The sequence below is a fragment of the Rubellimicrobium mesophilum DSM 19309 genome, assembly GCF_000600335.2.
Taxonomy (GTDB): domain Bacteria; phylum Pseudomonadota; class Alphaproteobacteria; order Rhodobacterales; family Rhodobacteraceae; genus Rubellimicrobium; species Rubellimicrobium mesophilum.
This window is the reverse complement of record NZ_KK088605.1, coordinates 1-24907: the sequence shown is the minus strand read 5'-3', so window position 1 is coordinate 24907 and position 24907 is coordinate 1. Positions and strand designations below refer to the sequence as shown.

General features: G+C 70.7%; 20 protein-coding genes and 3 pseudogenes. 10 read left to right on the top strand and 13 right to left on the bottom strand.

The window, feature by feature from the left end:
• Positions 1-352: response regulator (locus RUMESO_RS19245; protein ID WP_156363028.1), on the top strand; the 352-nt coding region annotated here is incomplete at its 5' end.
• Positions 353-513: 161 nt separating this feature from the next.
• Here the strand turns inward: RUMESO_RS19245 and ggt are convergent.
• Positions 514-2280, bottom strand: a complete 1767-nt coding sequence (gene ggt / locus RUMESO_RS19240) for a gamma-glutamyltransferase (protein WP_156363027.1) — start codon at positions 2278-2280, stop codon at positions 514-516.
• Between the two features lie 343 nt (positions 2281-2623).
• Between ggt and RUMESO_RS27975 the strand changes: the two genes are divergently transcribed.
• Together RUMESO_RS27975 and RUMESO_RS19235 are read left to right on the top strand one after the other, a co-directional pair.
• Positions 2624-2758, top strand: coding sequence for a hypothetical protein (locus tag RUMESO_RS27975; protein ID WP_281177586.1), 135 nt, complete (start codon positions 2624-2626; stop codon positions 2756-2758).
• A gap of 46 nt (positions 2759-2804) precedes the next feature.
• Positions 2805-3578, top strand: coding sequence for a PQQ-binding-like beta-propeller repeat protein (locus RUMESO_RS19235; RefSeq protein ID WP_051521501.1), 774 nt, complete (start codon positions 2805-2807; stop codon positions 3576-3578).
• Here RUMESO_RS19235 and RUMESO_RS19230 read toward each other — a convergent pair.
• On the bottom strand, positions 3518-4888 hold the full coding sequence (locus tag RUMESO_RS19230; RefSeq protein ID WP_037282557.1) for a permease prefix domain 1-containing protein: 1371 nt from the start codon (positions 4886-4888) through the stop codon (positions 3518-3520). The genes RUMESO_RS19235 and RUMESO_RS19230 overlap by 61 nt on opposite strands.
• Positions 4889-4891: 3 nt before the next feature.
• Positions 4892-5278 (bottom strand): PadR family transcriptional regulator, encoded by a 387-nt coding sequence (locus RUMESO_RS19225; protein WP_211262932.1) that lies wholly within the window; start codon positions 5276-5278, stop codon positions 4892-4894.
• Between the two features lie 1012 nt (positions 5279-6290).
• Here RUMESO_RS19225 and RUMESO_RS25360 point away from each other — a divergent pair.
• Positions 6291-6467 (top strand): hypothetical protein, encoded by a 177-nt coding sequence (locus RUMESO_RS25360; protein WP_156363026.1) that lies wholly within the window; start codon positions 6291-6293, stop codon positions 6465-6467.
• Positions 6468-6643: 176 nt separating this feature from the next.
• On the opposite strand, the gene RUMESO_RS19215 is transcribed toward RUMESO_RS25360, so the two are convergent.
• The 5 genes and pseudogenes from RUMESO_RS19215 to RUMESO_RS19200 all read right to left on the bottom strand — a co-directional run bounded on the left by RUMESO_RS19215 (position 6644) and on the right by RUMESO_RS19200 (position 12545).
• Positions 6644-8149 (bottom strand): SGNH/GDSL hydrolase family protein, encoded by a 1506-nt coding sequence (locus RUMESO_RS19215; RefSeq protein WP_037282551.1) that lies wholly within the window; start codon positions 8147-8149, stop codon positions 6644-6646.
• 898 nt (positions 8150-9047) lie between these two features.
• Positions 9048-9281 (bottom strand): annotated as a pseudogene (locus RUMESO_RS27970) (aldo/keto reductase); the annotation flags it as partial.
• 82 nt (positions 9282-9363) lie between these two features.
• Positions 9364-9846: pseudogene (locus RUMESO_RS27965) on the bottom strand (aldo/keto reductase); the annotation flags it as partial.
• A 223-nt stretch (positions 9847-10069) separates the two neighbouring features.
• Positions 10070-11020, bottom strand: coding sequence for a GlxA family transcriptional regulator (locus tag RUMESO_RS19205; RefSeq protein ID WP_037282549.1), 951 nt, complete (start codon positions 11018-11020; stop codon positions 10070-10072).
• Between the two features lie 382 nt (positions 11021-11402).
• Complete coding sequence (locus RUMESO_RS19200; protein WP_037282547.1) at positions 11403-12545, bottom strand: extracellular solute-binding protein; 1143 nt, start codon at positions 12543-12545, stop codon at positions 11403-11405.
• A 270-nt stretch (positions 12546-12815) separates the two neighbouring features.
• Between RUMESO_RS19200 and RUMESO_RS19195 the strand changes: the two genes are divergently transcribed.
• Genes RUMESO_RS19195 through RUMESO_RS19180 form a run of 4 tightly spaced genes read left to right on the top strand, consistent with a single transcriptional unit; the run spans position 12816 to position 17317 of the window.
• Positions 12816-13529, top strand: a complete 714-nt coding sequence (locus RUMESO_RS19195; RefSeq protein ID WP_037282545.1) for a GntR family transcriptional regulator — start codon at positions 12816-12818, stop codon at positions 13527-13529.
• Positions 13526-14464, top strand: coding sequence for a dihydrodipicolinate synthase family protein (locus RUMESO_RS19190; protein ID WP_051521500.1), 939 nt, complete (start codon positions 13526-13528; stop codon positions 14462-14464). Before RUMESO_RS19195 ends, RUMESO_RS19190 begins: the two co-directional genes overlap by 4 nt.
• Complete coding sequence (locus tag RUMESO_RS19185) at positions 14461-15960, top strand: aldehyde dehydrogenase (protein ID WP_037282543.1); 1500 nt, start codon at positions 14461-14463, stop codon at positions 15958-15960. The genes RUMESO_RS19190 and RUMESO_RS19185 overlap by 4 nt, the downstream gene beginning before the upstream one ends.
• Positions 15941-17317, top strand: coding sequence for an NAD(P)/FAD-dependent oxidoreductase (locus RUMESO_RS19180; RefSeq protein ID WP_051521499.1), 1377 nt, complete (start codon positions 15941-15943; stop codon positions 17315-17317). The genes RUMESO_RS19185 and RUMESO_RS19180 overlap by 20 nt, the downstream gene beginning before the upstream one ends.
• Before the next feature lie 374 nt (positions 17318-17691).
• Here the strand turns inward: RUMESO_RS19180 and RUMESO_RS19175 are convergent, their stop codons facing one another.
• Genes RUMESO_RS19175 through RUMESO_RS19160 form a run of 4 tightly spaced genes read right to left on the bottom strand, consistent with a single transcriptional unit; the run spans position 17692 to position 21851 of the window.
• Positions 17692-18426, bottom strand: a complete 735-nt coding sequence (locus RUMESO_RS19175; RefSeq protein ID WP_037282541.1) for an SDR family NAD(P)-dependent oxidoreductase — start codon at positions 18424-18426, stop codon at positions 17692-17694.
• Positions 18423-19157: an SDR family NAD(P)-dependent oxidoreductase gene (locus RUMESO_RS19170; RefSeq protein WP_037282539.1), complete on the bottom strand. Its 735-nt coding sequence runs from the start codon at positions 19155-19157 to the stop codon at positions 18423-18425. Before RUMESO_RS19170 ends, RUMESO_RS19175 begins: the two co-directional genes overlap by 4 nt.
• Positions 19158-19168: 11 nt before the next feature.
• A complete protein-coding gene (locus RUMESO_RS19165; protein WP_037282537.1) occupies positions 19169-20275 on the bottom strand; it encodes a mandelate racemase/muconate lactonizing enzyme family protein in 1107 nt (368 codons plus the stop codon).
• Between the two features lie 10 nt (positions 20276-20285).
• Positions 20286-21851: a trimethylamine methyltransferase family protein gene (locus tag RUMESO_RS19160; RefSeq protein ID WP_037282535.1), complete on the bottom strand. Its 1566-nt coding sequence runs from the start codon at positions 21849-21851 to the stop codon at positions 20286-20288.
• 186 nt (positions 21852-22037) lie between these two features.
• Here RUMESO_RS19160 and RUMESO_RS19155 point away from each other — a divergent pair, with 186 nt between their 5' ends.
• The gene (locus tag RUMESO_RS19155; RefSeq protein ID WP_037282533.1) at positions 22038-22949 is read left to right on the top strand and encodes a LysR substrate-binding domain-containing protein; all 912 of its coding nucleotides are present in this window, start codon (positions 22038-22040) and stop codon (positions 22947-22949) included.
• Between the two features lie 97 nt (positions 22950-23046).
• The gene (locus tag RUMESO_RS19150) at positions 23047-24618 is read left to right on the top strand and encodes a trimethylamine methyltransferase family protein (protein WP_425414929.1); all 1572 of its coding nucleotides are present in this window, start codon (positions 23047-23049) and stop codon (positions 24616-24618) included.
• Between the two features lie 120 nt (positions 24619-24738).
• Here the strand turns inward: RUMESO_RS19150 and RUMESO_RS27460 are convergent.
• Positions 24739-24907 (bottom strand): annotated as a pseudogene (locus RUMESO_RS27460) (IS630-like element ISSpo6 family transposase); the annotation flags it as partial.

The following is a 24907-nucleotide window of genomic DNA, read 5'->3' as shown; positions in this document are numbered from 1 at the left end:
CGAGCCGCTGGTCGCCATCGACATGGAGGAGCAGTTGAGCGCCTGCGGCGCGGCGATCGTCGGCCCAGCCGCATCGGCCGACCAGGCGCTGCAGATCATTGCGGAGTCGTCGTTCGACGTGGCCCTGCTCGACGGGAACCTGGGCGGCCATGGCGTCGACGAGATCGCGGCCGCCCTGACCAGGAGGAACATCCCCTTCGCCTTCGCGACAGGCTATGGCGCCGAGGGGCTGCCGCGATCGTTCCAGCAGGTCAGGGTCCTTGCGAAGCCGTTCAGCGAAGAGCAGTTGATCGGCACCGTCGTGGCCCTGCTGGAGCATCGCCCCGACCCGTTGCGCGTCGTCTCGGGATGAGAGGGTCCTCAAGCCCCCTCGCGGTGCCCTGACGGGTCCGAGCCGTCCCCGGGTGACAGGCAGCGTCCCGGTGCGGGCCTTCAGCCATGCCTGGAGGCTCGGGGATCGTTGGCGAGCCGCCCTGCCGCGGGGCGAATCCGCTAGCTCCTCTGCCAGTCGCGCTAATCCCCGATGGCCACCCCCTCGCGCCGGCTGTCCGCGCCGCCGACGAGCCCCTCGGGCGTGACGACGATGGCCTGGATGCCGGAGTTCATCTCCGTCACGTTGACCTCGTGCCCCATGGCCTCGAGCGCCGCCTTCCAGCCCTCGGCCTCGGTCCCGACCTCCAGCTCGGTCGGGCCGTTGCGCGAGCCGAAGTTGGGCAGGTCCACCGCCTCCTGCGGGTCGAGGTCCCAGTCGAGGAGGCCCACCAGCGTCTTGGCCACGAAGCTGATGATCTGGCTTCCCCCCGGGGAACCCGTGACCACATAGAGCCGGTCGTGGGCGTCGAAGACGATGGTGGGCGCCATGGAGCTGCGCGGCCGCTTGCCCGGCTCGATCCGGTTGGCCACCGGCTGGCCGTCCTCCTCCGGCACGAAGGAGAAGTCGGTGAGCTCGTTGTTCAGGAGGAACCCGCCTTCCGTCATGACATGCGCGCCGAAGCCGGTCTCGATGGTCGTGGTCATCGACACCGCGTTGCCGTCCCGGTCCACGACCGAGATGTGGCTGGTGCCGTGCTCGGTCCCGTCCGAGGAGTTCATGGGCAGCGGCATCTGGAACGGCGGGTCGCCCGCCTCGGCCTCGCCCATGGAGCGGTCCGGGTCGACCAGCGCGGCGCGCCCGGCCATGTAGTCGTCGTCCAGGAGCCCCCTCACGGGCACGCCGACGAAGTCCGGGTCGCCCAGGTAGCGCCCCCGGTCGGCGAAGGCGAGGCGCCCGGCCTCCGAGAACCAGTGGACCGCCTCCGGGCCCGGCTCCATGCCAGCCATGTCGATGGTCCCGAGCACGTCGAGGATCTGCTGGATGGCGATGGCGCCGGAGGAGGGCGGGCCCATGCCGCAGACGGTGTAGACCCGGTACTCGCCGCAGAGCGGCTCGCGCTCGACGACCCGGTAGCCTTCGAGGTCCTGGAGAGTCATGTCGCCGGGGTTGGTCGCATGGCCGGTGACGGTGCTCACGACGTCCTGGGCGATCCCGCCGGTGTAGAAGGCGTCCGCCCCCTCGGCGGCGATGCGGCGCAGGGTTTCGGCGAAGGCAGGGTTGGTCAGGCGGGTGCCGGCCTCCTTGGGCGTGCCGTCCGCTTCGAAGAAGGTGGCGCGCGCACGGGGGTCGCTGGCGAGGAACTCGTCCTGCGCCAGCGAGCCCGCCAGGCGCGGCGAGATGGTGAAGCCGTCCTCCGCCAGTCGAGTCGCCGGCTCGAAGAGCTGGGCCCAGGGCAGCCGTCCCCAGCGCCGATGGGCCTCTTCCAGAAGGCGCACGGTGCCGGGCACGCCGACCGAGCGCCCGCCCACCACCGCCTCCATGAACTCCATCGGCTCGCCATCGGGGCCGACGAAGCGGTCGGGCGTCGCCGCGGCCGGGGCGGTCTCGCGGCCGTCGAGGCTGGCCAGGTCGCGCCGGCCCGCGTCCCAGTAGAGCAGGAAGGCCCCGCCGCCGATCCCGGAGCTTTGCGGTTCCACGAGGTTGAGCACGAGCTGGATCGCGATGGCGGCGTCCATCGCGCTGCCGCCCGCCCGCAGGATGTCGAGCCCCGCCCGTGCGGCGAGCGGATTGGCGGCCGCCACCATGTCCTGTGTCGCATGGCCAGCCGCGTGCGTCGCCCGTCCCGTCGACGGTTCCGGAGCAGGGGCAAGATCAGGGGCCGTCGCCTGCGCGGCAAGGTCCAGGGGAGCGAGGGCGATCAGCGCGGCCCCGGCCAGCGCGCGCCACGAATGGATCGGATCAGGCATGGGTCGCATCCTCTGCTGCGCCAGCGGAGCTCGGTGCCGGCCCTTGCGAGTGTAGCACAACCACCAGGGCCGCGGCTGCCGGAACGGCGCAGACGCTGGACGACCCCCTCCGCGACGCCGAGACGCCCGGCGGCATCCTCGTCGATGGCGGAGGCCATGCGCAGCAGCGCTTCGGCCCGCTCGACCAGATAACGCCCGAGAACGTCGGCCGACGGACCTGCAGCCATGCGGATACCCGTCGGCAGGAGAGCCGCCCGCTGCTTGGGGATGGTGCGATCTACGTCACCACGCACCAGGCGACGGTGGCCCTCGACGTGCGACCGGCCGGCAGATCTGGAAATCGATGATCGACTACCCGGCCGAGACTCCTCGCGTGGCCTGCTGCGGCATCATCGATCGCGGCCTCGCGATGCTCGACGGCCGGCTCCTCCGCACCACCCTCGATGCGAGGACCGGCGAGGAGCTCTGGCGCCGGTAGGCCATCGAGTTCGCGGACGGCTACTCCATGACCGTGGAATGCCGGCGTGCGGCCGAGCGACAACCTCTGCACGGCCTCCCTGCTCGCGCTCGATCCCCGAACCGGTGCGATCGAGTGGCACTATCAGTTCACCCCGAACGATCCGTTCGACTACGACGGCACCGACGAGCTCGTGCTGGCCGGACTCACGGTCGACGGCATCGAGCGATGCGTGGTGATGCAAGCGAACAGGAGCGGCTTCCTCCATGTCCTCGATCGCGAGACGGGCGAGCTCCTGGCGGCCAACAAGCTCGTCGACCGAGTGGGCTGGGCGATCTCGATCAACCTGGGAACCGGGCGGCCCGTCGAGAACCCGATCGCCGCGGCGCGTGCCGGCGAGCAGATAGAGGTCTGGCCGTCGGCGCTTGGCGGCAAGAACTGGCTCCCGATGTCCTTCCACCCGGGCCTCGGGCTCGTCTTCGCCAACACGTTGACCATCGGCATGACCTACAAGGCCATCGAGCCTGCCTATTGGGCCGGGACGATCTATTTCGGCGTGGAGTTCTCATGGACGGCCCCGGAGGAGGGGCGCGGCGCGCTGCGCGCCATGGACCCTCTCACGGGGAAAAGCCGCTGGTCCCAGCCCACGGACATCCCACGTTGGGCCGCCGTCCTCGCCAAGGCTCCGGCCCGGGCGGGCGACTGGTCCATCGCGCGGAGCCGCCGTGCCGACGGCCGCCTTGGCACCGGGTGCTCGTCCGGGCCGGCCGGAGCGCACGCTCAGACGTATCCGAACGCCGGCGGGAAGAGGACGACGACGATCGCGGCCCAGAGGGCGTAGACCGGCAGGTAGTCCGTCTGCCATCGCTCGAGGTCGGCGAAGGATCCGCGGCGCCTCAGGAAACGGCCATAGAGCACGGTAGACCACGCGAGGTTGACCAGGAGGAGAAGGTTCATGCCCAAGGCGGCCACGCGGTTGGGTGTGAGGCCGAACTCGGTGATCCTTGCGGCGATGGCCCAGAGCGCCACCGCATCGGCCAGGAGCGCGCTGACGACAAGCACGACCTGCAGCCCGTCGAACAGGCCCGGGGGCTGCCGGAGGTCTCGGGCCGAGACGGCATAGAGCAGGAGCCCGAGAACCAGCACGAGCAGCAGGTCGAAGGCGATGAGGACGTCCCTCTCGATGTCGATCGCGTGACCGGTCCACAGGAAGGTGCCCAGGAACGCGAGGAGCACGGCCGCGAACAGGGGCGTGAAGAGGCGCGTCAGCACCGGCGCCATGTTCTCGATCACGCTCTGCTTGGCCTCGACCAGCCAGGAGGCCACCACGACGGCTCCCGCCGCGCCGCAGGGCAGGAGCCAGGATTCGAAGAAAGGCTCCACGTCGATGTCGATGGACCGGAAGATCATCGCCATGAACGCCAGGAGGACGCCGCCGCCCAATGCGATCAGGACGTAGTAGATGAACAGCTCGCCCAGGAAGCGGACGAAGTCCATGCGGCCGCCCACCTCTCGCCAGCGGCCGCCGGCGTAGGCGACGCCGACCACCAGGACGAGCACGATGGGCAGGTGCAGGGCCGTCAGCGCCTCGGTCGAGCCGCCCGAGGCGAAGGGGTAGCCGTTCGCGACGACGGCTGCGGCGAGGACGACCAGCGCCGGCCAGCGCAGCGTGCCGGGGTCGAGCCGCCGCTTCCAGGCGAAATAGCCCAGCAGCAGGGGCAGAACGAAGAAGCTCAGGTTGCGGGCATAGAAGCCGGGCGCCGTCTCGAGGCCGATCCCGAACAGGGCCGGCATCTTGACCATGAGCGCCGCCGCCGCGGCGAGGCAGACGGCGACCACGGCGTCGGTCCGCGCGGCAGCGCAGGGCTCCCCGATGTCGGACGACGGCACCACGAGCTGCTTCCAGAGTCGCTCCGCGTGCTCGCGCGCGAACTCCCGCGAGAGGGCGTCGAGATCGCCTATTCGCTTCACGGCCACCAGGAAGGCCTCGTCGGTCGCGAGCCCCGCGTCGATGAGCCCCGCGATCTGCTCGCGCAGATGGTCCTCAAGCTCCGCGACGTCCACCGCGTGGATCGCCTGCCGGCGCCGGAGATGGCTCCGCCACCGGTCGATCTGCTCCTCAAGCGGCATCATGGGGTCGGACGCCATCATCGCTCAGCCTCCCTGCGGCAAGGCCGCGCCCGGCGCCGGCGCAGCGGAGGCAAGCGCCCCCCAGACGCTGCGCAACGTGGCGTCCACCGCCTGCCACTGCTGACGTTCCTCGGCGAGCTGAGCCCGGCCCTGCGAGGTGATCCGGTAATACCTGCGACGGCGGCCGCTCTCCGCGACCTCCCAGCGCGCCTCCACGAGGCCGAGCCGCTCGAGCCGATGGAGGACGGGGTAGAGCATCCCATCCGTCCACTCCATGCGCCCGCCGGAAACCTCCCGAACGCGGCTGAGGATGGCGTAGCCGTAGCTGTCCCCTTCGGCCAGGATCGCCAGGACGATCGGGGTCGAGGAGGCGGCGATGAGGTCCTTGTTGATGTCCACGACGTCACCCATGGCGCGGCGCCAGTCGTTTCCGGCTGGATCAGGCCTAGCACCCTTATACCTAGAGGTGCAAGGTAAATGAGGAGGGCGCGGGCGTTCCGGGCAGTGTCGTGGCCCCGTCGTGATTGCAGGATTCAAGGCGGGGCTAGGCGGGCGGACGAGCGACGCCCCTTCGCCTCCGTGAGCCACGCTCCCATATGGCCGCAGGCCGTCCGAGAGAGGGTCAGTTGGCGACCTGCCAGGAGCGCAGGCTGATGGCTTGGCAAATGAACTGCCGCAGATGGCCGCAGTCGCATTGCGCCTTCTGGCGCAGCATGGGGCGGCCCGGGGGGAGCATCCGAACGTCCGTCGGACGCGGCTTTCAGCCGTCGCATGGCACTTCGCTTTCTTGCAGGGATGCCGGCGAGCCGATCCACATGGTCCACGGCGAGCGGCGCCTCGGCGGGCACATCGCAGTGGCGGATATCCGTCCGCGCTTGCTGCGGGGGCCGCAGTGTTGTCCCGCCCTGGAACATGAGCCACGGCGCTCGGTCGCGGTTGCGGTGGACGCCTTGGTCGCTCTCATGGTCACGGGGCCCGCGCGAGCGTGCATCGGCGGACTCTGGAGCATCGGCCGGCTTCGTCCGCCGGAGGCCGAATCGGGCCGGAACCTTCCTGCGCAACCGTTGGTTGCTCCTCTTGCGAGCTGGCTGCCGGTGTCATCCACGGTGGCCGAACCGAGGCCCCTCAGACGGCGAGGTCCCATGGGCCAGAGAGATCCCTCCCCCCGAACCACTACATCCGCGACATCGCGAAGCTCCTCGACGAATCCCTGGCGCTGACGCTTCCCGACAGCGTCCTGGCGGCGGCGGTCAGGAGCGCCTCGGCGAGAGGGCTGGAGCCCCGCGAGGCGGCCATCCAGATCTGCCACGACCACAGCCGGCGCCTGTGCCGGCACCTGATCGAGCAGGGCGATGCGGCCACGGATCTCGTCGAATTCGCGATCGCCAGCCGGATCGACGAATGCGCCGGACTCGCCGAGGAGATGGACCAGGATCTCTTGGATCTGCTGCCGGATCTGCCGTACTTCGTGCGTCAGCCCTGCTTCAGCGACGAGTTCCGCGAGATGGTGGCCCACATCGCGACCTGGCATGGCGTTCCCGAGCATCGCTGGAGCGTGTCGGACGTGCAGGCGAGCCTGGGGCGCAGGGCTTCCGCCTGACGTCAACTACAGGGCCGGCGCAAGGGGCATGGGGCTGCATGGGGTCACGCGGCACCCGGTGGCTGAACCGGCTTCGTCCCCGCCAGGACGACCAGCTTGCCCAACATCCTGGCCCGGCAAGACGGGCGCCGATGCCGATCGGGCTCATCGTGGCCGCGCCGACCTGCTCTCCTCGCTCAGACCAGGCCCCAGAGGTCGGCCGGCTGGAACCAGGCGTCGTGGGACAGCGCCTCGAATCCCGCCCGGCCCGCGACGACCCTGATCTCCTCGATGCCCCGAACCTCGATCCCCAGGTCCGCGAGGGCCTCCTGCGGATCGGCCTCCGTCAGCTCGTCTCCCAGCGACCTCAGCGTGGACCTGCCGAGCGCCAGCCAGAGCGTGTCGGTGCCCTTGCCGCCGATGAGGAGGTCCTCGTCCTCGCCCGTGGTCCCGCCGACCAGCTCGGCTTCCGTGAACAGGAACCGGTCCGCCCCGGCGCCGCCCCGGGCCAGGTCGCTGCCCAGCCCGTCGATGAGCACGTCACCCGCCCGGCCGCCGGAGAGCTGGTCCGAGCCCTCGTCGCCGTCCAGGACGTCCTTGCCCCGCTGACCCTTCAGAAGGTCATCCTGAGAGCCCCCCGAGGCGAGGTCGTTGCCCCGGCCGGCCAGGATCGTGTCCTCGCCGCTTCCTCCGAAGCCGAGGTCCGATCCCGCCCCCAAGCCGATCGCGTCGCCGCCGCCCAGCCCGAGGACGAGGTCGGCCCCGGCTCCCGCGGCCTCGTGGTCCGCGTCGGCGGTGAGGCCGATCGGGTCATGCTCGAGGGCGAAGGCCGTGTAGGCGCCCAGGACTCCATGCGTGGCCGCGGAGGGATGGAGCGGGTTCCAGAAGGCCACCTGATCCCGGTCGTACCTGGCCAGCTCGTCCTGGTCGCCGCCCTTGAGCGTCAGGCCGTAGGGGGCGATCAGCCCGAAGCCGGAAGGATCGTCCAGGATCGCCTCCGAGATCGGGCGCATGTCGAGGAGGCGCACGTCCTGACCCAGGAGGCGGAGCGCCCCGACCCCCTGCGCCAGGCCGGCAGCGAAGGCATCGGAGATGGCCTCGACCTGATCCAGTTGCTCCGGGCTCAGCTCCCCGAGGGCCGGAAAGAAGCGCGGCACGGGCAGGGTGGCGATCACGGCGTCGTCGAGTCCGAGGCCCAGCAGATCGGTCGCCCCGGACAGCGTGGCTGCCACCGCCGCGGGAACGACGACGGCCGGGTCGGCGCCGCCGACGATGTTGAGAAAGTCGTTGGCGCCGATCAGGATGAAGCCGGTGGCGTCCTCGGGCGCGGCGCCCGAGGCGTCGGCGGCGAAGCGGTCGATCTGGGCGCCGAGGTTGATGTCGAGGTCGAGCCGGGGATCGGTCTCGGACACGAGCAACTGGCCCCCGCCGCTGAACTCGTCGATGAAGTCGCCCAGCCGCTGGCGGCCGGCTGCCTCGGCCCCCGCCATGGCGTAGTTGCCGCTCTCGGGTAGACCGAGGATGTCATCCACATGCTCGGCGTAGGTGGGCCCGTCGCTGATCCGGCCGCCCGCGCCGACATAGGCGTCGAGCGCCTCGTCGGAGACCAGCCCCGGCGGCGGCGAGAGGTTGCCGTCGTCGGTCAGGCTGTCGCCGAAGAAGTAGATCGGTCCTTCCAGGTCGGTCGTGGCAGACATGCTCATCTCGGCTCCTCCACCGGTGTGACGTGGTCTCTCGCTCTGGCGCGCATCCGACGCGGGACCCGCCGATCCCAGGAGCGGTCGGGACATCGTTCATGCGGCGACAGGGCTCATGGTCGGAGCTCCGCGCCTTGACCGATGTCCGGGAAACGCCGGGCCCTCCTTCGGGTTGCGCGTTCCTTGCCGCTGGATGACGGGAGATGCCCCCTCGGCCGCTTCGCCCGATCGGGGGCAGCCGCTCGATGATCCCGCGCTGGCGGGCGAGGTGCCCCTCCGCCTCGCGGACGTGTCGCTCGACCATCGCCGGCTCGGTTTCCGTCCCGGTCGCGAGGATCATGTCGGCCCCTTGCATCGGCCCGCCCCGTCCTGTTGCGACGGGGCCCTCGGCAGGGGCTTCGGCCTCGTGATGGACGAGGCCCGCCTGCCGCCCCATTCGTGTCGCGGAACACCAGGCCGAGGTGCATGGCCCCCACCGGTCGGCCTGCGAGCTCCGCCTCCTCGGCCTCGATGAGCATCCGTCCAGCCATGGCATCCTCGGCTCGGGTGAGGGTGGACCTGGGAAGCCCGTGCCCGTCCTCCGGCATCGGCCAGGCGAGGCGATACCGCAGGAGCCCGGGGGGGCGGAGTCTGCCATTGGGCGCGGCCTCGGTGCGTCCTGGGTTCGACCGTGCCGCTCAGGATGGGTCGTCTTCGGCCCCGAGGGGCTTGCCGAGGTAGGGGGGAGTGGAGGATCAGGTCGGCCTCGCCCATCCGGTCGCCCGCGGTGAAGCTCTGGTGCCAGTAGGGGTAAGGCAGGGGTGGGCGGCTGACCGCATCGAGCCGGGCCACCTGATCGGGGGGCCAGCGCGAGCGAGGCCGCCTTCAGGGTGTCCGCGAACTGCTCCTCCGTTCTCCCGCCCACGATCACGGACGCCACCGTGGGCCGCTGGAGGAGCCAGGCCAGGGACACCTGCGCGCCCGATACGCCCCGCTCGGCCGCGACCTCGTTCACGACGTCCACGATGTCCCAGAGCCGGGCCCAGTCGTAGATCGGCGGCTCCCGGAAGCCGGTCACGTGCCGGCCGGAGGCGGGCCGCGAGGTCCGGGTGTACTTGCCCGAGAGCCAGCCGCCGGCCAGGGGCGACCAGACGATCACCGACACGCCCTGGGTCGAACCCGAGCGGCAGCAGCTCGAACTCCGCCTCGCGGCTGTGGAGCGTGTAGTGGATCTGCTGCGCCACGAAGCGCTCCCTCCGGGCGGCGTCCGCCGCGGCGAGTGCCTTCATCAGGTGCCAGGCCGAGTAGTTCGAGCAGCCGAGGTAGCGCACCTTGCCCTGCTTCACGAGCGTGTCGAGCGCCTCCATCGTCTCCTCGATGGGGGTCTGCCCATCCCATTCGTGGACCTGGTAGAGGTCGATGACCTCGGTCCTGAGCCGCTTCAGCGAGGCCTCGCATTCCCGGACGATGTGCCATCGCGAGAGGCCCCGGTCGTTCGGGCCCGATCCCGTGCCGAAGCGGATCTTGGTCGCCACTAGGACGCGGTCGCGCCGCCCGCCCTGAAGCACCTCCCCCAGGATCGTCTCGGAGGCGCCGTTGCCGTAGGCGTTGGCGGTGTCGATCAGGTTGACGCCATGGTCCAGGCAGAGGTCGATCTGGCGCCGCGCCTCCTCGACCTCGGTGTTGCCCCAGGGCTCCGAGCCCCCGAAGGTGGCGGTGCCCATGGCCAGGGCCGACACCTTCAGGCCCGAGCGGCCCAGATTGCGGTACTGCATCGTGTCGTCACCCCTCGTTCCCGGACCGGACCGGCAGGACTGGTTGTAGGCCGGATCAGGCCGGGGCAAGGCCATCCTCGTCCCGCGACCGGGTTCCGCGCGGCCGAAGGTGGGGGCTGGCCCTTCCGTCCGTCGCAGCCCATGCGGCCCGCGAAGCGTCGCCGACCGGACCTCAGGTCAGCCGGGCGCGCTGGGCCCCGGGCGAAATGCCGTACTTGGCGCGGAAGACGCGGGAGAAGTGGGACGTCGAGGTGAAGCCGCTCGCCATGGCGATCTCGGCCACCGACTGCTCGGTCTGGACGATGAGGTTGCGCGCCCGGTTGAGGCGCAGCTCCATGGCATAGCGCTTGGGCGAGGTGCCGAGGTGGCGGTCGAAGAGCCGCTCGAGCTGGCGGGCGGAGATGCCGAGCCCGGCCGCCACCTCGCTGGGCCGGGGCGGCGCTTCGAGGTTCTCCTCGAACATGCGGATGGCCTGGACGAGGGTGGCGTTGCGCGTGCCGAAGCGCGCCTGCACCGAGACGCGCTGGCGGGCCGAGCCCTCGCGCACGGCGTTGTAGACCATCTGGTCGGCGACCTCGGTGGCGAGGTCCTCGCCGTGGTCGCGGCCGATGAGGTGCAGCATCAGGTCCGCGGCGGCGGTACCGCCCGAAGCGGTGTCGAAGCGTGGGCCGGCGACGAAGACGTTGGGGCGCAGGATCACCTCGGGGAAGCGCTCGGCCATGAGGTCGTGGTAGGCCCAGTGGATCGCCGCCTCGACGCCAGCCAGGAAGCCCGCCTCGGCCAGCACGTAGGCCCCCGAGCAGATAGCGCCGATGCCGCGTCCCCGAACCCGCTCGCGCCGCAGATAGGCGAGGATCTCCGGCGTGACCCGCCGCTCCACGTTCAGGCCGGAGACGACGAACAGCCGCTCGTCCCGGTCGAGCGGATCGAGGCCGCGGTCCACGCGCGTCAGGAGCCCGTTGGAGCTCCGGGCGTCCCGCCCGCCCTCGGCGGCGAGCGACCAGCGGTAGAGCTCGCGGCCCGCGACGAAGTTGGCGATGCGCAGCGGCTCGATGGCGCAGGAGAAGGCGAGGTGGGTGAAGTCCTCGACGAGGAGAAAGACGAAGGTCCGGGACTCGGTCATGGCGGCACGAGACGCTGGGGACGGCGCCCGCGACCGGGCGCCCTCGGGTGACATATGTCGGTTCGTGGTGGCTGCGCGCATCCCCGAACCGGACGGCGGTCCCGGCCGGTCGGCCGGCGACATGGCATTGATGTCCTCGCCGGCGGTTCCCGGCCGAGACGCCGCCGATCACGGCGCTCCGAGGAGCGTTCGAGCCGTTGGCCCCGCATCGAGGAGGTCGATGCACGGGATTCGTGCCCATCGGCGCTTCGTTGGCCGTCCGAATGGGATCGGGCGGGCCGGCCTTCTCCCGCCCTTGCGGCGCCCCGTTCGAAGCCGCCGCGCCCGCCGTGCCTCGTCGGCGGGCCGATGACGGGATCCCGGAGGATCCCGCCGAGAAGGCTCACTGGGAAAGCCAGGCCTGGAACTGGGCGTCGAGCTCGTCGCGGTGATCCGCCCACCAGCCGTAGTTGAACACGAGGCTGTGCGCGGCGTTCTCGGGCGTCGTCGGCAGGTGAGGGGCCATGTCGATGCCGAGCGTCGCGTGCTGGCCGACGAGCGGCTGCGAGGAGGCGCGCAGCGGGCCGTAGGAGATGTACTTCGTCAGGGCGGCCTGATGCTCCGTGTCGGTCGCGAAGCGCAGGAAGTGCTTCACCCGGTTGAGCCGGTCCTCGGGCAGGTCCTTCGGCACGACGAAGCCGTCGAGGTCGAGAACCTCGTAGTCCCACAGCATGGCGACGGGCTGGTTCTGCTCGGCGATGAGCGAGAACAGGCGGCCATTGTAGGTGTCGCCGATGACGACTTCCTTGTCCGCGAGGAGCTGCGGCGTCTCGGCGCCGGCGGTCCACCAGATCACGTCGTCCTTGATGGTGTCGAGCTTGGCCAGGGCCTGCTGGACGCCCTCCTCGGTCTCCAGGGTGTCGTAGACCTGATCGGCCGGGACGCCGTCGCAGATCAGCGCCCATTCCATGTTGCCGACCGGCCGCTGCTCCAGCGAGCGCTTGCCGGGGAACTTCTCGGTGTCGAAGATGTCGCAGATGCTGGTCGGCGTCGCGCCGTTCCACTCGGCCACGTCGGTGCGGTAGCCGAAGGTGGTCGAATAGGCGTTCGTCGGGATGTGGCATTCGGAGACGATGTTGTCGCCGAGGTCCTCGGTCGCCGAGGTGCCGTCGGGCGCCGGGGCCAGCCACTCGTCGAACGGGATCTCCTGCACGAGGCCCTCGTCGCAGAGCCGGATCGCATCCGCGGCGAGCGCGTCGACCAGGTCGACCGTGACGTTGCCGGCTTCGGACATCGCGCGAAGCTTCGCCACCCCGTCGGCCGCGCTTTCGTCGAAGGTCACGGTGACGCCCGTGGCATCGGCGTAGGGCTGGATATAGGCCTTGAGCGTCGCATCCTGGTAGGCGCCGCCCCAGGACATGATGGTCAGGTCGTTCGAGCAGTTGTCGCAGGGCGGCAGGTCGGTCGAGGCATCCTGTGCCAGCGCCGCACCCGTCATGGGCAGCAGCATCAGCGCAGCCGAGCCCAGCAGTGTCGTGATCTTCATCCGTCTCTCTCCCAGTTGGTTTCTTGGTCGTCGACTCACGCCGCGCCGGGCGCGCGGCGGCTTTCGGGCGGCCAGCCGATCTCCTGGCCGGGCCTGAGGCGCGCTTGGCCGGGGGCGCTGTGGCCTTCCCGCTTCGTGATGGTCATGCGCGGTCCTCCTCCGGCAATGCAAGCGGCCTGCAAAACGACTGTAGACTATTTGTCTATCTTCTGGCTACTATGATTTTGCATCTCGGGGGTCGAACGCGATCCTCGACACGAGGGGAGCCGCATGGGCGAGTCGAGCCGAGGCCGCAAGGCGAACTGCGCGGAGGACCTGCGCCGGCGCATCCTCACGCAGGAGCTCGAGCCCGGCTGCACGCTGGACGAGACCGAGCTCGCCGCCTTCTACGACATCTCGCGCCCGCCGCTGCGCGAGGCGCTGCGCCAGCTTGCCGGCGAGGGCTACGTCGTGCTGCGCGAGAACCGGCCGGCCCAGGTCGCGCCCATGTCGCACAAGACCCTGCGCAACTTCTTCGTCGCCGCGCCGATGATCTACTCGGCGGTGAGCCGGCTGGCCGCGCTCCATGCGACGCGCGTGCAGGTCGGCCGGCTCAAGGCGGTGCAGGCGCAGTTCCGCGCGGCGATCGGCGAAGGGGACACGGCCGGGCGGGCCCTCACCAACGAGCGGTTCCACGCGCTGATCGGCGAGATGGCCGACAACGAATACCTGCTGCCCAGCCTGCGGCGGCTGCTGATCGACCACACGCGGATCGGCATGACCTTCTATTCGCCCCGCAACCCGACGCTGGCCGCGCAGCGCGAGGTGGCGGCGGACCAGCACGACCAGTTCATCGAGCTCATCGAGGCCGGGGACGCGGATGGCGCGGCGGCGCTCGCCATCGCCCATTGGGAGCTGTCGCGGGCCGAGATCGAGAGCTTCGTCACGCCGGTGGGGCTCGACATCCCGCTCGGCGTGGCGCCAGGCGCGAGGGAGACAGCATGAAGTTCGACGGCATCTACACACCGGTCATCACCCCCCACAACGAGGACGGGTCCATCGACCGCGAGGCGTTCCAGCGGGTGGTCGACGTTCTCGTGGAGGAAGGCGTCCACGGGATCATCGTCGGTGGCTCGACGGGCGAGTACTACGCCCAGTCCCTCGAGGAGCGGGAGGAGATGGCCCGCCTCGCCAAGGACGTCATTGGCACCCGCACGGCGCTGACCGTGGGCACCGGGGCGATCCGGCAGGAGGACTCGATCCGCATGGCCGAGGCGGCGGCGAAGATGGGCGCCGATTCGATCCTCGTGAGCTCGCCCCCCTACGCGGTGCCCACCGAGCGCGAGAACGCGCTGAACGCGCTGGCCATCGACCGGGCGGCCGACCTGCCGATCATGCTCTACAACTACCCGGGCCGGACGGGCGTCATGATGGGCGAGGAGTTCCTCGACCGCGTGGGCCGGTCGCGGAACTTCCAGTCGATCAAGGAAAGCTCGGGCGACATCAACCGCGTCCACCTGCTGGCGCGGGACTACCCCCACATCCAGATGCTCTGCGGCATGGACGACCAGGCGCTGGAGTTCTTCGCCTGGGGCGCGCCCGGCTGGGTCTGCGGTGGGTCGAACTTCCTGCCCAGCGAGCACATCGCGCTCTGGCGGGCTTGCGCGGTGGAGGGGGACTTCACCAAGGGCCGCCGGATCATGTCGGCGATGATGCCGCTGATGCGGGTGCTGGAGCAGGGGGGCAAGTTCATCCAGTGCATCAAGCACGGGGTGGAGATGAACGGGCTCAAGGCCGGGCCGCCGCGCCCGCCGCTCAAGGGCCTCAACAAGGACGACAAGCGGGAGCTGGAGCAGGTCGTGAGAGTGCTGAAGACCACCGTGGCCGCGATCCTGGCCGAAGGCGATTCCTCCCCGGCCCGGGCGGAGGCGGCGGAATGAGCGATCTGCTGACCACCGACGAATACCGCGCCCTGGCCCGCGGCCTGCAGATGCCCGAGGGGGCCTTCATCGACGGCTCGTTCCGGCCGGCGATCTCGGGCGCGACCTTCGAGACGAGGAACCCCGCCACCGGCGATCTCCTGGCCAATGTCGCGGCCTGCGGCGCGGAGGACGTGGACTTCGCCGTCCAGAAGGCGCGCGACGCCTTCGAGGACGGGCGCTGGTCGCGGCTCCATCCGTCCGAGCGCAAGCGGGTGCTGATCCGGCTCGCGAAGCTCATGACGCGGAACGCCCGCGAGCTCGCGGTCATGGAGAGCCTCGATTCGGGCAAGACGATCTACGACTGCGAGACCATCGACGTGCCCGAGGCGATCCACTGCCTGCTCTGGCACGCGGAGCTGATCGACAAGCTCTACGGCAAGGTGTCCCCGGCCTCGGACGACCACATCGCCCTGATCGTGCGCGAGGCCGCCGGGGTCGCGGGGATCGTGCTGCCCTGGAACTTCCCGCTCCTGATGATGGCCTGGAAGATCGGGCCGGCGCTGGCCTCGGGCTGCTCGGTGGTGCTCAAGCCCGCCGAGGAGACGCCGCTGACCGCGCTGCGGATGGCCGAGCTCGCCATGGAGGCCGGCGTGCCGCCGGGCGTGCTCAACGTCGTGCCCGGCGGCGGGCCCGAGGTGGGCGAGCCGCTCGGGCGGCACATGGACGTGGACGTGCTGTCCTTCACCGGCTCGACCGAGACGGGGCGGCGCTTCCTGCGCTATGCGGCCGAGTCGAACCTCAAGGAGGTCGCGCTCGAGATGGGGGGCAAGAACCCCGCCGTGGTGCTGGACGACGCCCCCAACCTCGACCGCGTGGCGGCCCACGTGGTGCAGGGCGCCTTCTGGAACATGGGCGAGAACTGCTCGGCCTCCTCGCGGCTGATCGTGCAGCGCGGCGTCAAGGAGAAGCTCCTGCCGCTGATCCTGGCGCACGCGCGCGAGTGGCCCGTGGGCGACCCGCTCAACCCCGAGAGCCGGGTGGGCACGCTGGTGAGCGAGGCCCATTGCAGCAAGGTCCGCTCCTTCCTGGGCGGCAAGGAGAAGGTGCTGATGGGCGGCGGCGACCGCGAGGGCCTCGTGGTGGAGCCGACGATCCTGGAGGTCGAGGACCGCGAATCGAAGCTGGCGCGCGAGGAGGTCTTCGGGCCGGTCCTGTCGGTGCTGACGGTCGAGGGCTTCGACGAGGCCATCGCCCTCGCCAACGACACGAGCTACGGGCTCGCGGCGTCGATCTACACCTCGGACATCAAGCGGGCGCTGCGGGGCGCGCGGGCGATCCGCGCGGGCACGGTGACGGTGAACAGCTTCGGCGAGGGCGACAGCACGACCCCCTTCGGGGGCTTCGGGCTCTCGGGCTTCGGTGGGCGCGACAAGGGGACGGAAGCGCATGACCAGTACACCCGGATCAAGACCATCTGGGTGGACCTCAGCGACGATGCCGACCAGGCCGTCTGAGCGAGCCCTCCCCCGCGAGCACCGCGCCGCCCGGCTGCCCGTGCAGCGGGGGCCCGCCGCATGGTCGGCTATCCTGCCGGGGCAGCCCGCTCCGGTGGGGCTCGACGGCGACGTCACGGCCGACTTCGCGCTGGTGGGTGGCGGCTTCGCGGGGCTTTCCGCCGCGCGGCGCCTTGCTCAACTGAACCCCGGCGCCAGGATCGTGGTGCTGGAGGCCGGGCGGCTGGCCGAGGGCGCCTCGGGGCGCAACTCCGGCTTCATGATCGACCTGCCGCACGACCTGTCGTCGGACGACTACTCCGGCCATGGCCCCGAGGCGGACCGGGCGATGATCGGGCTGAACCGCCAAGCCATCGCGTTCGCGCGCGAGGCGGTGGAGCGGTACGACATCGACCGCAACTTCTTCGACCCGGCGGGCAAGGTGAACGGCGCGGCCAGCGAGACCGCCGACGCCTTGAACCGCAGCTACGCGAAGCACCTGACCGAGCTCGGCGAGCCGAACGAGCGGCTCGACGCGCAGGCGATGGCCGATCTGACCGGCAGCCGCCACTACGTCTCGGGCCTCTACACGCCTGGGACGGTGATGCTGCAGCCGGCGGGCTACATCCGGGGCCTCGGCAAAGGCTTGCGCCGCGACGGGGTGATGGTGTTCGAGAGCTCGCCCGTCTCCGGGATGCGGCGGGACGGCGGCTCGTGGGAGCTGGCCACTCCGCGCGGCCGCGTGCGGGCGGACCGGGTGATCCTCGCGAACAACGGCCACCTGGAGAGCTTCGGCTTCGAGCAGGGCCGGCTGATGCACGTGTTCCTCTATGCCTCGATGACCGTCGAGCTGGACGCGGAGGCGCTGCGGCGGCTCGGCGGCCAGCCGCGCTGGGGGGTGACGCCCTCGGACCCGATGGGCACCACCATGCGCCGGATCGACCCGGGCCAGGGCGGCAACCGCATCGTCACCCGCACCTGCGCCACCTTCGAGCCCGGCATGGAGCCCACCGAGGCCACGCTGCGCCGGACCGCCGCCGTGCATCGGGAGAAGTTCGACGAGCGCTTCCCGGCGCTCAAGGGCGTTCGGATGGAGCACACCTGGGCCGGGCATCTCTGCCTCAGCCGCAACGGGGTGTCGGTGATGAAGGAGCTGGACCAGGGGCTCTGGTCGGCCTGCGTGTGCAACGGTCTCGGCACGACGCGCAGCACGCTGACCGGCATCGGCGCGGCAGAGCTGGCCTCGGGCGTGGAAAGCGACGTGACGCGGCATTTCCTCGCGGAACCGGAGCCGACCAAGCTGCCGCCGCAGCCGTTCTCGACGCTGGGCGCCAACGCCTACCTGCGCTGGAAGGAATGGCGCGCCGGGCGGGAGTGAGCCGAAGGGCGGTCGTCGTGCTGAGAGCAGCGCGGCGGGAGGTCCGTAGGGCCGGCTTCAGCCCGCCGTCATCCGTCGGACAGGCGAGCACCGTAGGCCGAGGGCGCATCGGGGGCTGGAGCCCGTCCTATGGCTGGTCGGCCCCGTTTAGGGCGGGCGCACCTTCCCCCTCCTGCGGCAGGAGCGCCTGGCGGGGCGCCCGCAGCCTTTCGAGGTGGCGGCCCCGATTCGCGGTGAGGCAAGACTAGCAGGAGAAGGTTGACGGTTCGTTAACGCAACGGGAGCAGGGTGGAATTTCGTCCCACCCTGCCTCGGCGCACGATGGTGGGGTGAAACCCCACTCTACGCCGGATTGCCACCGACCGGGCCGCACGTCACGGCAGCGGCAGCTTCACCATCCGGCCGCCGTCCACGACGTAGGTCTGCCCGGCGACGAAGCCCGACTCCTCCGAGGCGAGCCAGGCCACTAGCGCCGCCACGTCCTCGGGCCTTCCGGTGCGGCCGACCGGATGGATGCGGCCGATCTGGCGGCGGAAGGCGGCGGGGTCGGGCATGGACTCGATGTAGACCTCGGAGAGCTCGGTATCGATCCAGCCGGGGGCGACGGCGTTGCAGCGGATGCCCTCGGCCCCGTGGTCCACGGCGATGGCGCGGGTGAGCCCGTGGATCCCCGCCTTGGTCGCGGAATAGGCGGCATGGAGCGGGTTGCAGCCGATCCCCTCGATGGAGCCGATGTTGACGATGGCGCCCTTGGTGGCCCGGAGCTGCGGCAGCGCCGCCTTGATGAGGAGGAAGGGCGCCGTCAGGTTGACCCGGATCATCCGCTCCCAGGCGTCGAGCGTCATGTCCTCGGCCCGCGCCTCCTGCATGAAGCCCGCGTTGTTGACGAGGATGTCGAGCCGCCCGGACCGGTTCGCGACCTCCGCGACCACCTGCGCGGGGGCCTCGGCGTCCGTGAGGTCGACCTCGACGTGCTCGAACTCCGGGTCCGCGCCGCGCTGCGCCGTGAACACCCGCGCGCCATCGTCGCGCAGCCGCCGGGCGATGGCCTGCCCGATCCCCATGCGCCCGCCGGTGACGAGCGCGACCTTGCCTGCGAAGCGCGTCATTTGACCGGCTTCCCGCCGTTCACCTCGACCAGCGAGCCGCACATGTAGCGCGCGGCGTCCGAGGCGAGGAACAGGACCACGTCGGCGATGTCCTCGGGCTCCGCGATGCGGCCCAGGGGGACGGTCTTGCCCAGTTCGGCCACGGCCGTGTCGGGGTCGAAGCCGCGCCGGATGAAGCCCGTCCGCAGCATGGGGGTGTTCACCTCGTTCGGGCAGACGGCGTTGATGCGGATGCCCTGATGGGCGTGGTCCATGCCCATGCATTGGGTGAGCGAGGCAAGCGCCGCCTTGGTCATGCAGTAGACCGCGTGGTCGGGGCCGGGGCGCAGCCCCCAGCAGGAGGCGGTGTTGACGATGGCGCCCCCGCCCGCCGCCGCCAGGATCGGGATCGCGGCTCGGCTGATGCGGAAGGGGGCCTCGACGTTGACGCCCACCGACAGCGCCCAGTCGGCGTCGGTGGTCTCGGTGACCTTACCACGGGTGATGACGCCCGCGTTGTTCACCACGATGTCGAGCCGCCCCAGCGCCGCCGCCGCCGCCGCGGGCAGGCCGTCGGAATAGGCGGGGTCGCGCAGGTCCCCCGGCAGGTGCGCGTCGGCCTCGATGCCGGAGGTGTCGCGGTCGGCGACCGCCACGCGGGCGCCTTCGGCCCTGAGCATCCGCACGATGGCCGCGCCGATGCCGCCCGCCGCGCCGGTGACGAGGGCCGCCCGGCCCGAAAAGCGTGTCATGTCTCTTGACCTCATGAGTAGGTGGCTAGGGGTGCGCCGAGAAGGCTTTCCTCGGGCCGGATGCCGAGGCCCGGCCCTTCCGGCAGGCGGATATGGCCGCCCTCGATCTTGACGCCGTTCTCGGGGTCGAGGTGGCCCTCGATGTAGGGCTGGGCGATCCAGGCGCCCTCCATCAGGCGAGGCTGGACGGTGGCACCGATGTGGGTGCAGGCGGCGGCGATGATGTCGCCGCCCCAGGCGTCGTCGCAGGTGTGGGGCATCGAGCGCGTCTCGCAGATGTCGCGGAAGGTGGCCATGGCGTGGAGCCCGCCGATCCGCGTCACCTTCATGCCGAAGCCGTCGCAGAGCCCGGCGCCCACGACCCGGAGCACCGTCGCGAGGTCCTCGCCGCTCTCGTCGAGATAGACCCCGTGGTGCAGTTGCCCCCGGATCGCGGCGATCTCCTCGATGGTGTTGCAGGGCTGCTCCAGGATGAAGGGGATGTCGGGGCATTCGCGCGACAGGCGCAGCGCGTCGCGCGTGGTGAGCCCCCGGTTGCCGTCCACGGCGAGGCGGACGCGCGTGCCCACCCGCTCCCAGACCTTGCGCACGGTCTCGACGTCGAGCTCGACGGGCCGGCCGCCGACCTTGACCTGGAGCCGGGGGTAGCCCTCGTCCGCCCTGTCCTTGGCGATGCGCGCGGTCTCGTCGGGATCGCCGACGATGGTGGAGTAATAGGACGGGACCCGCTCCGTCACGGCGCCGCCGAGCAGGTCCGCGACCCGCGCGCCGTAGTGCCTGCCCATGAGGTCATGGGCGGCGATGTCGATGGCCGCCTTGGCGTAGCGGTGCCCGTTGAGGAGCCCGTCCATGCGCCGCCGGAGCGCCAGGGGTTGCAGCGGGTCGGCCCCGATCAGCCCGGGCGCCATCTCGGCCAGCGCCGCGCGGGCGCCGGCGGCGTGCTGCGGCTGGTAGGTGGGTCCGACCGGGCAGGTCTCGCCCCAGCCCACGAGACCGTCGTCGCAGACGACCTTGACGATGGTCGAGTCGAGCGCCCAGACCTCGCCGCTGGCCATGCGGTAGGGGCCGTCCTTCACGGGGAGGGGGACGGCGAAGACGTGGATCTCGGTGATCCTCATGGGGGCAGGCTCAGTGGTCGTTGTTCAGCGCGTCCACGGCCGGGATCTCGCGCATCCGACGGGCCATGTAGTCGCGCAGCGCCTCGTCCACGCCCGGGTCGAGCTTGGGCTCCTCGTACTCATTGAGGAGCTTCCTGGCGTGGGCCAGCGCGCGTTCGGTGATCTCGACGCTGCCCTCGGCCTGCCACTGCTCGATCGAGTTGTTGTCGAAGAGCTGCGGCATGAAGAAGGCCCGCTCGAAGTTCTGGAGCGTGTGCGGGTGCCCGAGGTAGTGGCCGCCGGGGCCCACGTCGCGCACGGCGGCCAGCGCCTCGTCGAAGTCGTCCCAGCGCGGCCCTTCGGCCATGCGGTAGCCCATGGCGCACATCTCGGCGTCCACGACGAACTTGGCTGTCGAGCAGTGCATCCCGGCCTCGTTCCAGCCCGCCGAGTGCCAGATGTAGTTGGCCCCGGCGTGGAGGACGGCGTTCATGGTCATGGCGCTCTCGTAGCCCGCCTGCGCGTCGAAGGTCTTGGCGCCGCCCAGGAGGTTCGAGGTCCGCCACGGCACGCCGTAATGCCGCGCCATCTGGCCGATCATGAAGTTCATGAGGCTGATCTCGGGCGTCCCTGCCATCGGCGCGCCGGACTTCATCGAGACGGTCGAGAGGTAGTGGCCGTAGATCGCCGGGCAGCCCTTGCGGATCACCTGCGTGTAGGCCAGCGCCGAGAGCGCCTCGGCGTTGAGCTGGGCCACGGCGGGGGCAACCGAGGCCGGGGTGTTGGCGCCGCCCAGCACGAAGGGCGAGCAGAGCACGGGCTGGTTGCGCCGGCAGAAGGCCCGCATCGCCCCCAGCATCACCTCGTCCCAGACGAGCGGCGAGTTGCCGTTGCAGTTGCCGGTGACGACCGGCGTCGCCTCCATGACGTCGCGGCCGAAGAGGACCTCGCACATATCCATGACGTCCTCGGCGTTCCTCGGGGACGTGGTCATCCCCATGAAGGTCTTGTCCGAGTGCTTCATCGACGAATAGGTGATGTGCAGGTGCCGGTGGCTGACCACCACGTCCATCGGCTCCACGATGTGGTGCGCCGTGGAGTGCAGCGCCGGGCTCATGTGCGCGAGCTTGTGGAACATGTTGAGGTCCGCGATCGTCGGCCAGCGCCGCACGTCGTCGAGGTCGCGGATGAAGGGCGCCCCGGTCATGGGGACGAAGATCGAGTGCGGGCCGCCGAAGGGCAGGCTCCGCTCGGGGTTCCGCGCGCGGTAGGTGAAGGTCGCGGGGATCGTGGAGATGAGCTCGCGCACGAGGCCGCGGTCGAGGTGGACCCGCTCGCCGCGCACGTCGGCCCCTGCGCGCCTCCAGTCCTCCAGGGCGATGGGGTCGCGGAAGACGACGCCCACCTCCTCCAGGATGTCCATCGAGGCGGCGTCTATCCGCTCGACCTGCTCGCCGGACATGACCTCGCAGAGGGGGAGGCCGCGTTTCAGCGACGGCAGCATCGACAGGTCGGGCGCGGACCTCAGCGCCCGCCGCGCCCCCCGCCCGCCGCTGCGCGCGGGCCGCGATTCGGTGGTCTGGACTTCGGCGTTCATGGCGGCGCTCCCCCGGCCTCGTGTGACCCGTGGAAGGGACGCGAAGGGCGGCGGCGGGGCAGCCCGAAAGACGAACGCCTCGTGACGCAAAGCGACATGGGTCGCGCGGGCTGGACCTCCGGCCCGGCCCCGCGGATATGGTTCGGCCATCCGCATGTCGCGCCTGGCCAAACGGGACCCGCACCGATGCCCACGATCCGCCGCAGCGTCTCCTCCCTCGCGTCGCTCGCCGCCTTCGAGGCGGCGGCGCGGCACGGGAGCTTCACGCTGGCGGCGGCCGAGCTGTCCGTGACGCAGGCCGCCATCAGCCGGCAGGTCAAGCGGCTCGAGGAGGAACTCAACACGCCGCTCTTCGTCCGGTCGCACCGCAAGGTCGAGCTGACGGCCGACGGGCAGCTCCTGGCCAGGGTCATGACCGAGGCCTTCGGGCGCGTGGCCGAGACCGTCGAGGCGATCCGCCAGCCGGCGCCGGACGACACCGTCATCGTCGGCACGACGCTCGCCTTCTCGCATTTCTGGCTGGTCCCCCGGCTTCCCGCCTTTCGGGCGGCGCATCCCGGGGTCAAGCTGCGGCTGATCTCGGAGGACGCCGGGTTCGACCTCCGGCAGGGCCGGGTGGACCTAGTCGTCCGTTACGGCCAGCCCCCGTTCGCCGACGCCCAGAGCCTCGCCAGCATGGAGGACGAGGTCTTTCCCGTGTGCAGCCCCGTGCTGCTGGCAACGATCGACCCGCCCCCGGCGCTGGGCACGCTGGCGGGATTCCCGCTGATCCGGCTGGAGTGGCAGGACCCCGCCTGGCTCACCTGGCCGCGTTGGGCGGGGATGGCGGGGATCGGCCACATGAGCACCCGCAGCGAGCTGAGGTTCAACCATTACACCGACGCCATCTACGCGGCGATCAACGGGAACGGCGTCGTGCTGGGCTGGCGGCGGCTGATCGCGGAGCTTCTCGACGGCGGGCGCCTGGTCCGGCTCGGCGGGGCCGTCGCGATCCCGGTCGAACGGTATCACGTCCTCCGGCCGGTGCGGCGCAGGCTGACCCCTCCGGCCGAGCTCTTCACCGACTGGCTGGTGGGCCAGTTCGGGGCGGATGCATAACCTCAGGTCATGCAAGACCGGAGATTTTATGATCGTCACAAGGCCCGTGCCGATCACTAGGATCGCCGGGATTTCCTCTTCACGAAGGCGACCGCCCATGACCCAGGACCTGACCACGATGGACGGCACCGCCGCCAGGACGACCCGCCAGCGCAGCGGCGGCCGCGACGGGCGGCGGGCCGAGCGGAGCGGGCCGCGTTCGGGGACGCGGGTCCCCTACATCGTTCGCGGCATCCCGCCCTATGACGTCATGTCCGAGGAGAACCTCCTCCGGATCGAGGCCGCCGCCGACCGCATCCTCTGGGAGACGGGCATCGAGTTCCGCGACGACCCCGTCGCGCTCGATCACTGGCGCCGCGCGGGCGCGAAGGTGGAGGGCGTCCTCGTCAAGTTCCCGCCCGGCCTCCTGCGCGAGGTGCTCAAGACCGCGCCGCGCGAGTTCACCCAGCACGCGCGCAACCCCGCGAACTCCGTCCAGATCGGCGGCAGGAACGTCGTCTTCGCCCCCGCCTACGGCTCGCCCTTTGTCATGGACCTCGACAAGGGGCGGCGCTTCGGCACGATCGAGGACTTCGAGAACTTCATCAAGCTCGCCCAGGCCTCCCCATGGTTCCACCACTCGGGCGGGACGATCTGCGAGCCCACGGACGTGCCGGTGAACAAGCGCCACCTCGACATGGTCTACGCGCATCTCAAGCTCTCGGACCGCGCCTTCCTCGGCTCCGTGACCGCCGAGAGCCGGGCCGAGGACAGCATCGAGATGGCGCGGATCGTCTTCGGGCGCGAGTTCACGGACCAGAACTGCGTCATCATGGGCAACGTGAACGTCAACTCGCCGCTCGTCTGGGACGGGACCATGACGAACTCGCTGCGTGCCTATGCCCGCGCTAACCAGGCCGCGATCATCGTGCCCTTCATCCTTGGCGGCGCCATGGGGCCGGTGACCTCCGCCGGCGCCATCGCACAGGCGCTGGCCGAGACCATGGCGGGCTGCGCGCTGACGCAGCTCGAACGGCCCGGGGCGCCTGTGATCTTCGGCAACTTCCTGTCCTCCATGTCGCTGCGGTCGGGCTCGCCTACCTTCGGCACGCCGGAGCCGGCGGTCGGATCGCTCGTGATCGGCCAGCTCGCGCGGCGGCTCGGGCTGCCGCTGCGCTGCTCGGGCAACTTCACGACCTCGAAGCTCCCCGATGCGCAGGCGATGACCGAGGGGACGATGTCGATGCTGGCCGCCGTCCATTGCGGGGCCAACTACATCCTGCACTCGGCCGGGTTCCTCGACGGGCTCCTGTCGATGTCCTACGAGAAGTTCGTGCTCGACACCGACCTCTGCGGGGCGCTGCACACCTACCTTGCCGGGGTGCAGGTGGACGACAACCAGCTTGCGGTAGACGCCTTCGCCGAGGTGGGGCCGGGGAATCACTTCTTCGGCTGCTCGCACACGATGGCGAACTATCAGACCGCCTTCTGGGACAGCGAGACCGCCGACAACGAGCCCTTCGAGAAGTGGGAGCAGAACGGCTCCGTCGACGCCGCGACGCGCGCCAACAAGCTCTGGAAGAAGCGGCTGCGGGACTACGAGGCGCCGCCGCTGGACGCGGGCACCGACGAGGCCCTGCGCGACTTCGTGGCGCGGCGGAAGGCGTCCATGGACGACATGTGGTACTGAGCCGGGCCGGCTCTCGGGGTCGATTCCGAGGGCGGCCGGGGGCCGGGGAAGCCCCACGCACGGCGCCCGCAACGGCGCCGTGACGACCGGCGGCCGCGCTCCGCCTAAAGCGGTTTGCGTTTAATCTGGCGCATAGCCGGCGGCTCGGAAGTAGTTCTGGCACTCTGTGGACGTGAACAGATGGCAGATGCTGCCCAGGGCTTCGAGAACGCGCTCGAAGCTTCTGGCCTCCCGTCGGCGGAGGTGTGCCTTGAGCTTGGAGAAGGCCATCTCGATCGGGTTGAGGTCA

What these genes read in the sequence shown, in the direction of transcription:
- ggt (WP_156363027.1), bottom strand. Translation starts at nt 2,280, where the DNA reads ATGCCTGATCCGATCCATTCGTGGCGCGCGCTGGCCGGGGCCGCGCTG.
- RUMESO_RS19155 (WP_037282533.1), top strand. Translation starts at nt 22,038, where the DNA reads ATGCCCACGATCCGCCGCAGCGTCTCCTCCCTCGCGTCGCTCGCCGCC.
- RUMESO_RS19215 (WP_037282551.1), bottom strand. Translation starts at nt 8,149, where the DNA reads ATGAGCATGTCTGCCACGACCGACCTGGAAGGACCGATCTACTTCTTC.
- RUMESO_RS19205 (WP_037282549.1), bottom strand. Translation starts at nt 11,020, where the DNA reads ATGACCGAGTCCCGGACCTTCGTCTTTCTCCTCGTCGAGGACTTCACC.
- RUMESO_RS19175 (WP_037282541.1), bottom strand. Translation starts at nt 18,426, where the DNA reads ATGACGCGCTTCGCAGGCAAGGTCGCGCTCGTCACCGGCGGGCGCATG.
- RUMESO_RS19190 (WP_051521500.1), top strand. Translation starts at nt 13,526, where the DNA reads ATGAAGTTCGACGGCATCTACACACCGGTCATCACCCCCCACAACGAG.
- RUMESO_RS19160 (WP_037282535.1), bottom strand. Translation starts at nt 21,851, where the DNA reads ATGAACGCCGAAGTCCAGACCACCGAATCGCGGCCCGCGCGCAGCGGC.
- RUMESO_RS19185 (WP_037282543.1), top strand. Translation starts at nt 14,461, where the DNA reads ATGAGCGATCTGCTGACCACCGACGAATACCGCGCCCTGGCCCGCGGC.
- RUMESO_RS19225 (WP_211262932.1), bottom strand. Translation starts at nt 5,278, where the DNA reads ATGGGTGACGTCGTGGACATCAACAAGGACCTCATCGCCGCCTCCTCG.
- RUMESO_RS25360 (WP_156363026.1), top strand. Translation starts at nt 6,291, where the DNA reads ATGGACCAGGATCTCTTGGATCTGCTGCCGGATCTGCCGTACTTCGTG.
- RUMESO_RS19230 (WP_037282557.1), bottom strand. Translation starts at nt 4,888, where the DNA reads ATGATGGCGTCCGACCCCATGATGCCGCTTGAGGAGCAGATCGACCGG.
- RUMESO_RS19150 (WP_425414929.1), top strand. Translation starts at nt 23,047, where the DNA reads ATGACCCAGGACCTGACCACGATGGACGGCACCGCCGCCAGGACGACC.
- RUMESO_RS27975 (WP_281177586.1), top strand. Translation starts at nt 2,624, where the DNA reads ATGATCGACTACCCGGCCGAGACTCCTCGCGTGGCCTGCTGCGGCATC.
- RUMESO_RS19165 (WP_037282537.1), bottom strand. Translation starts at nt 20,275, where the DNA reads ATGAGGATCACCGAGATCCACGTCTTCGCCGTCCCCCTCCCCGTGAAG.
- RUMESO_RS19170 (WP_037282539.1), bottom strand. Translation starts at nt 19,157, where the DNA reads ATGACACGCTTTTCGGGCCGGGCGGCCCTCGTCACCGGCGCGGCGGGC.
- RUMESO_RS19200 (WP_037282547.1), bottom strand. Translation starts at nt 12,545, where the DNA reads ATGAAGATCACGACACTGCTGGGCTCGGCTGCGCTGATGCTGCTGCCC.
- RUMESO_RS19180 (WP_051521499.1), top strand. Translation starts at nt 15,941, where the DNA reads ATGCCGACCAGGCCGTCTGAGCGAGCCCTCCCCCGCGAGCACCGCGCC.
- RUMESO_RS19195 (WP_037282545.1), top strand. Translation starts at nt 12,816, where the DNA reads ATGGGCGAGTCGAGCCGAGGCCGCAAGGCGAACTGCGCGGAGGACCTG.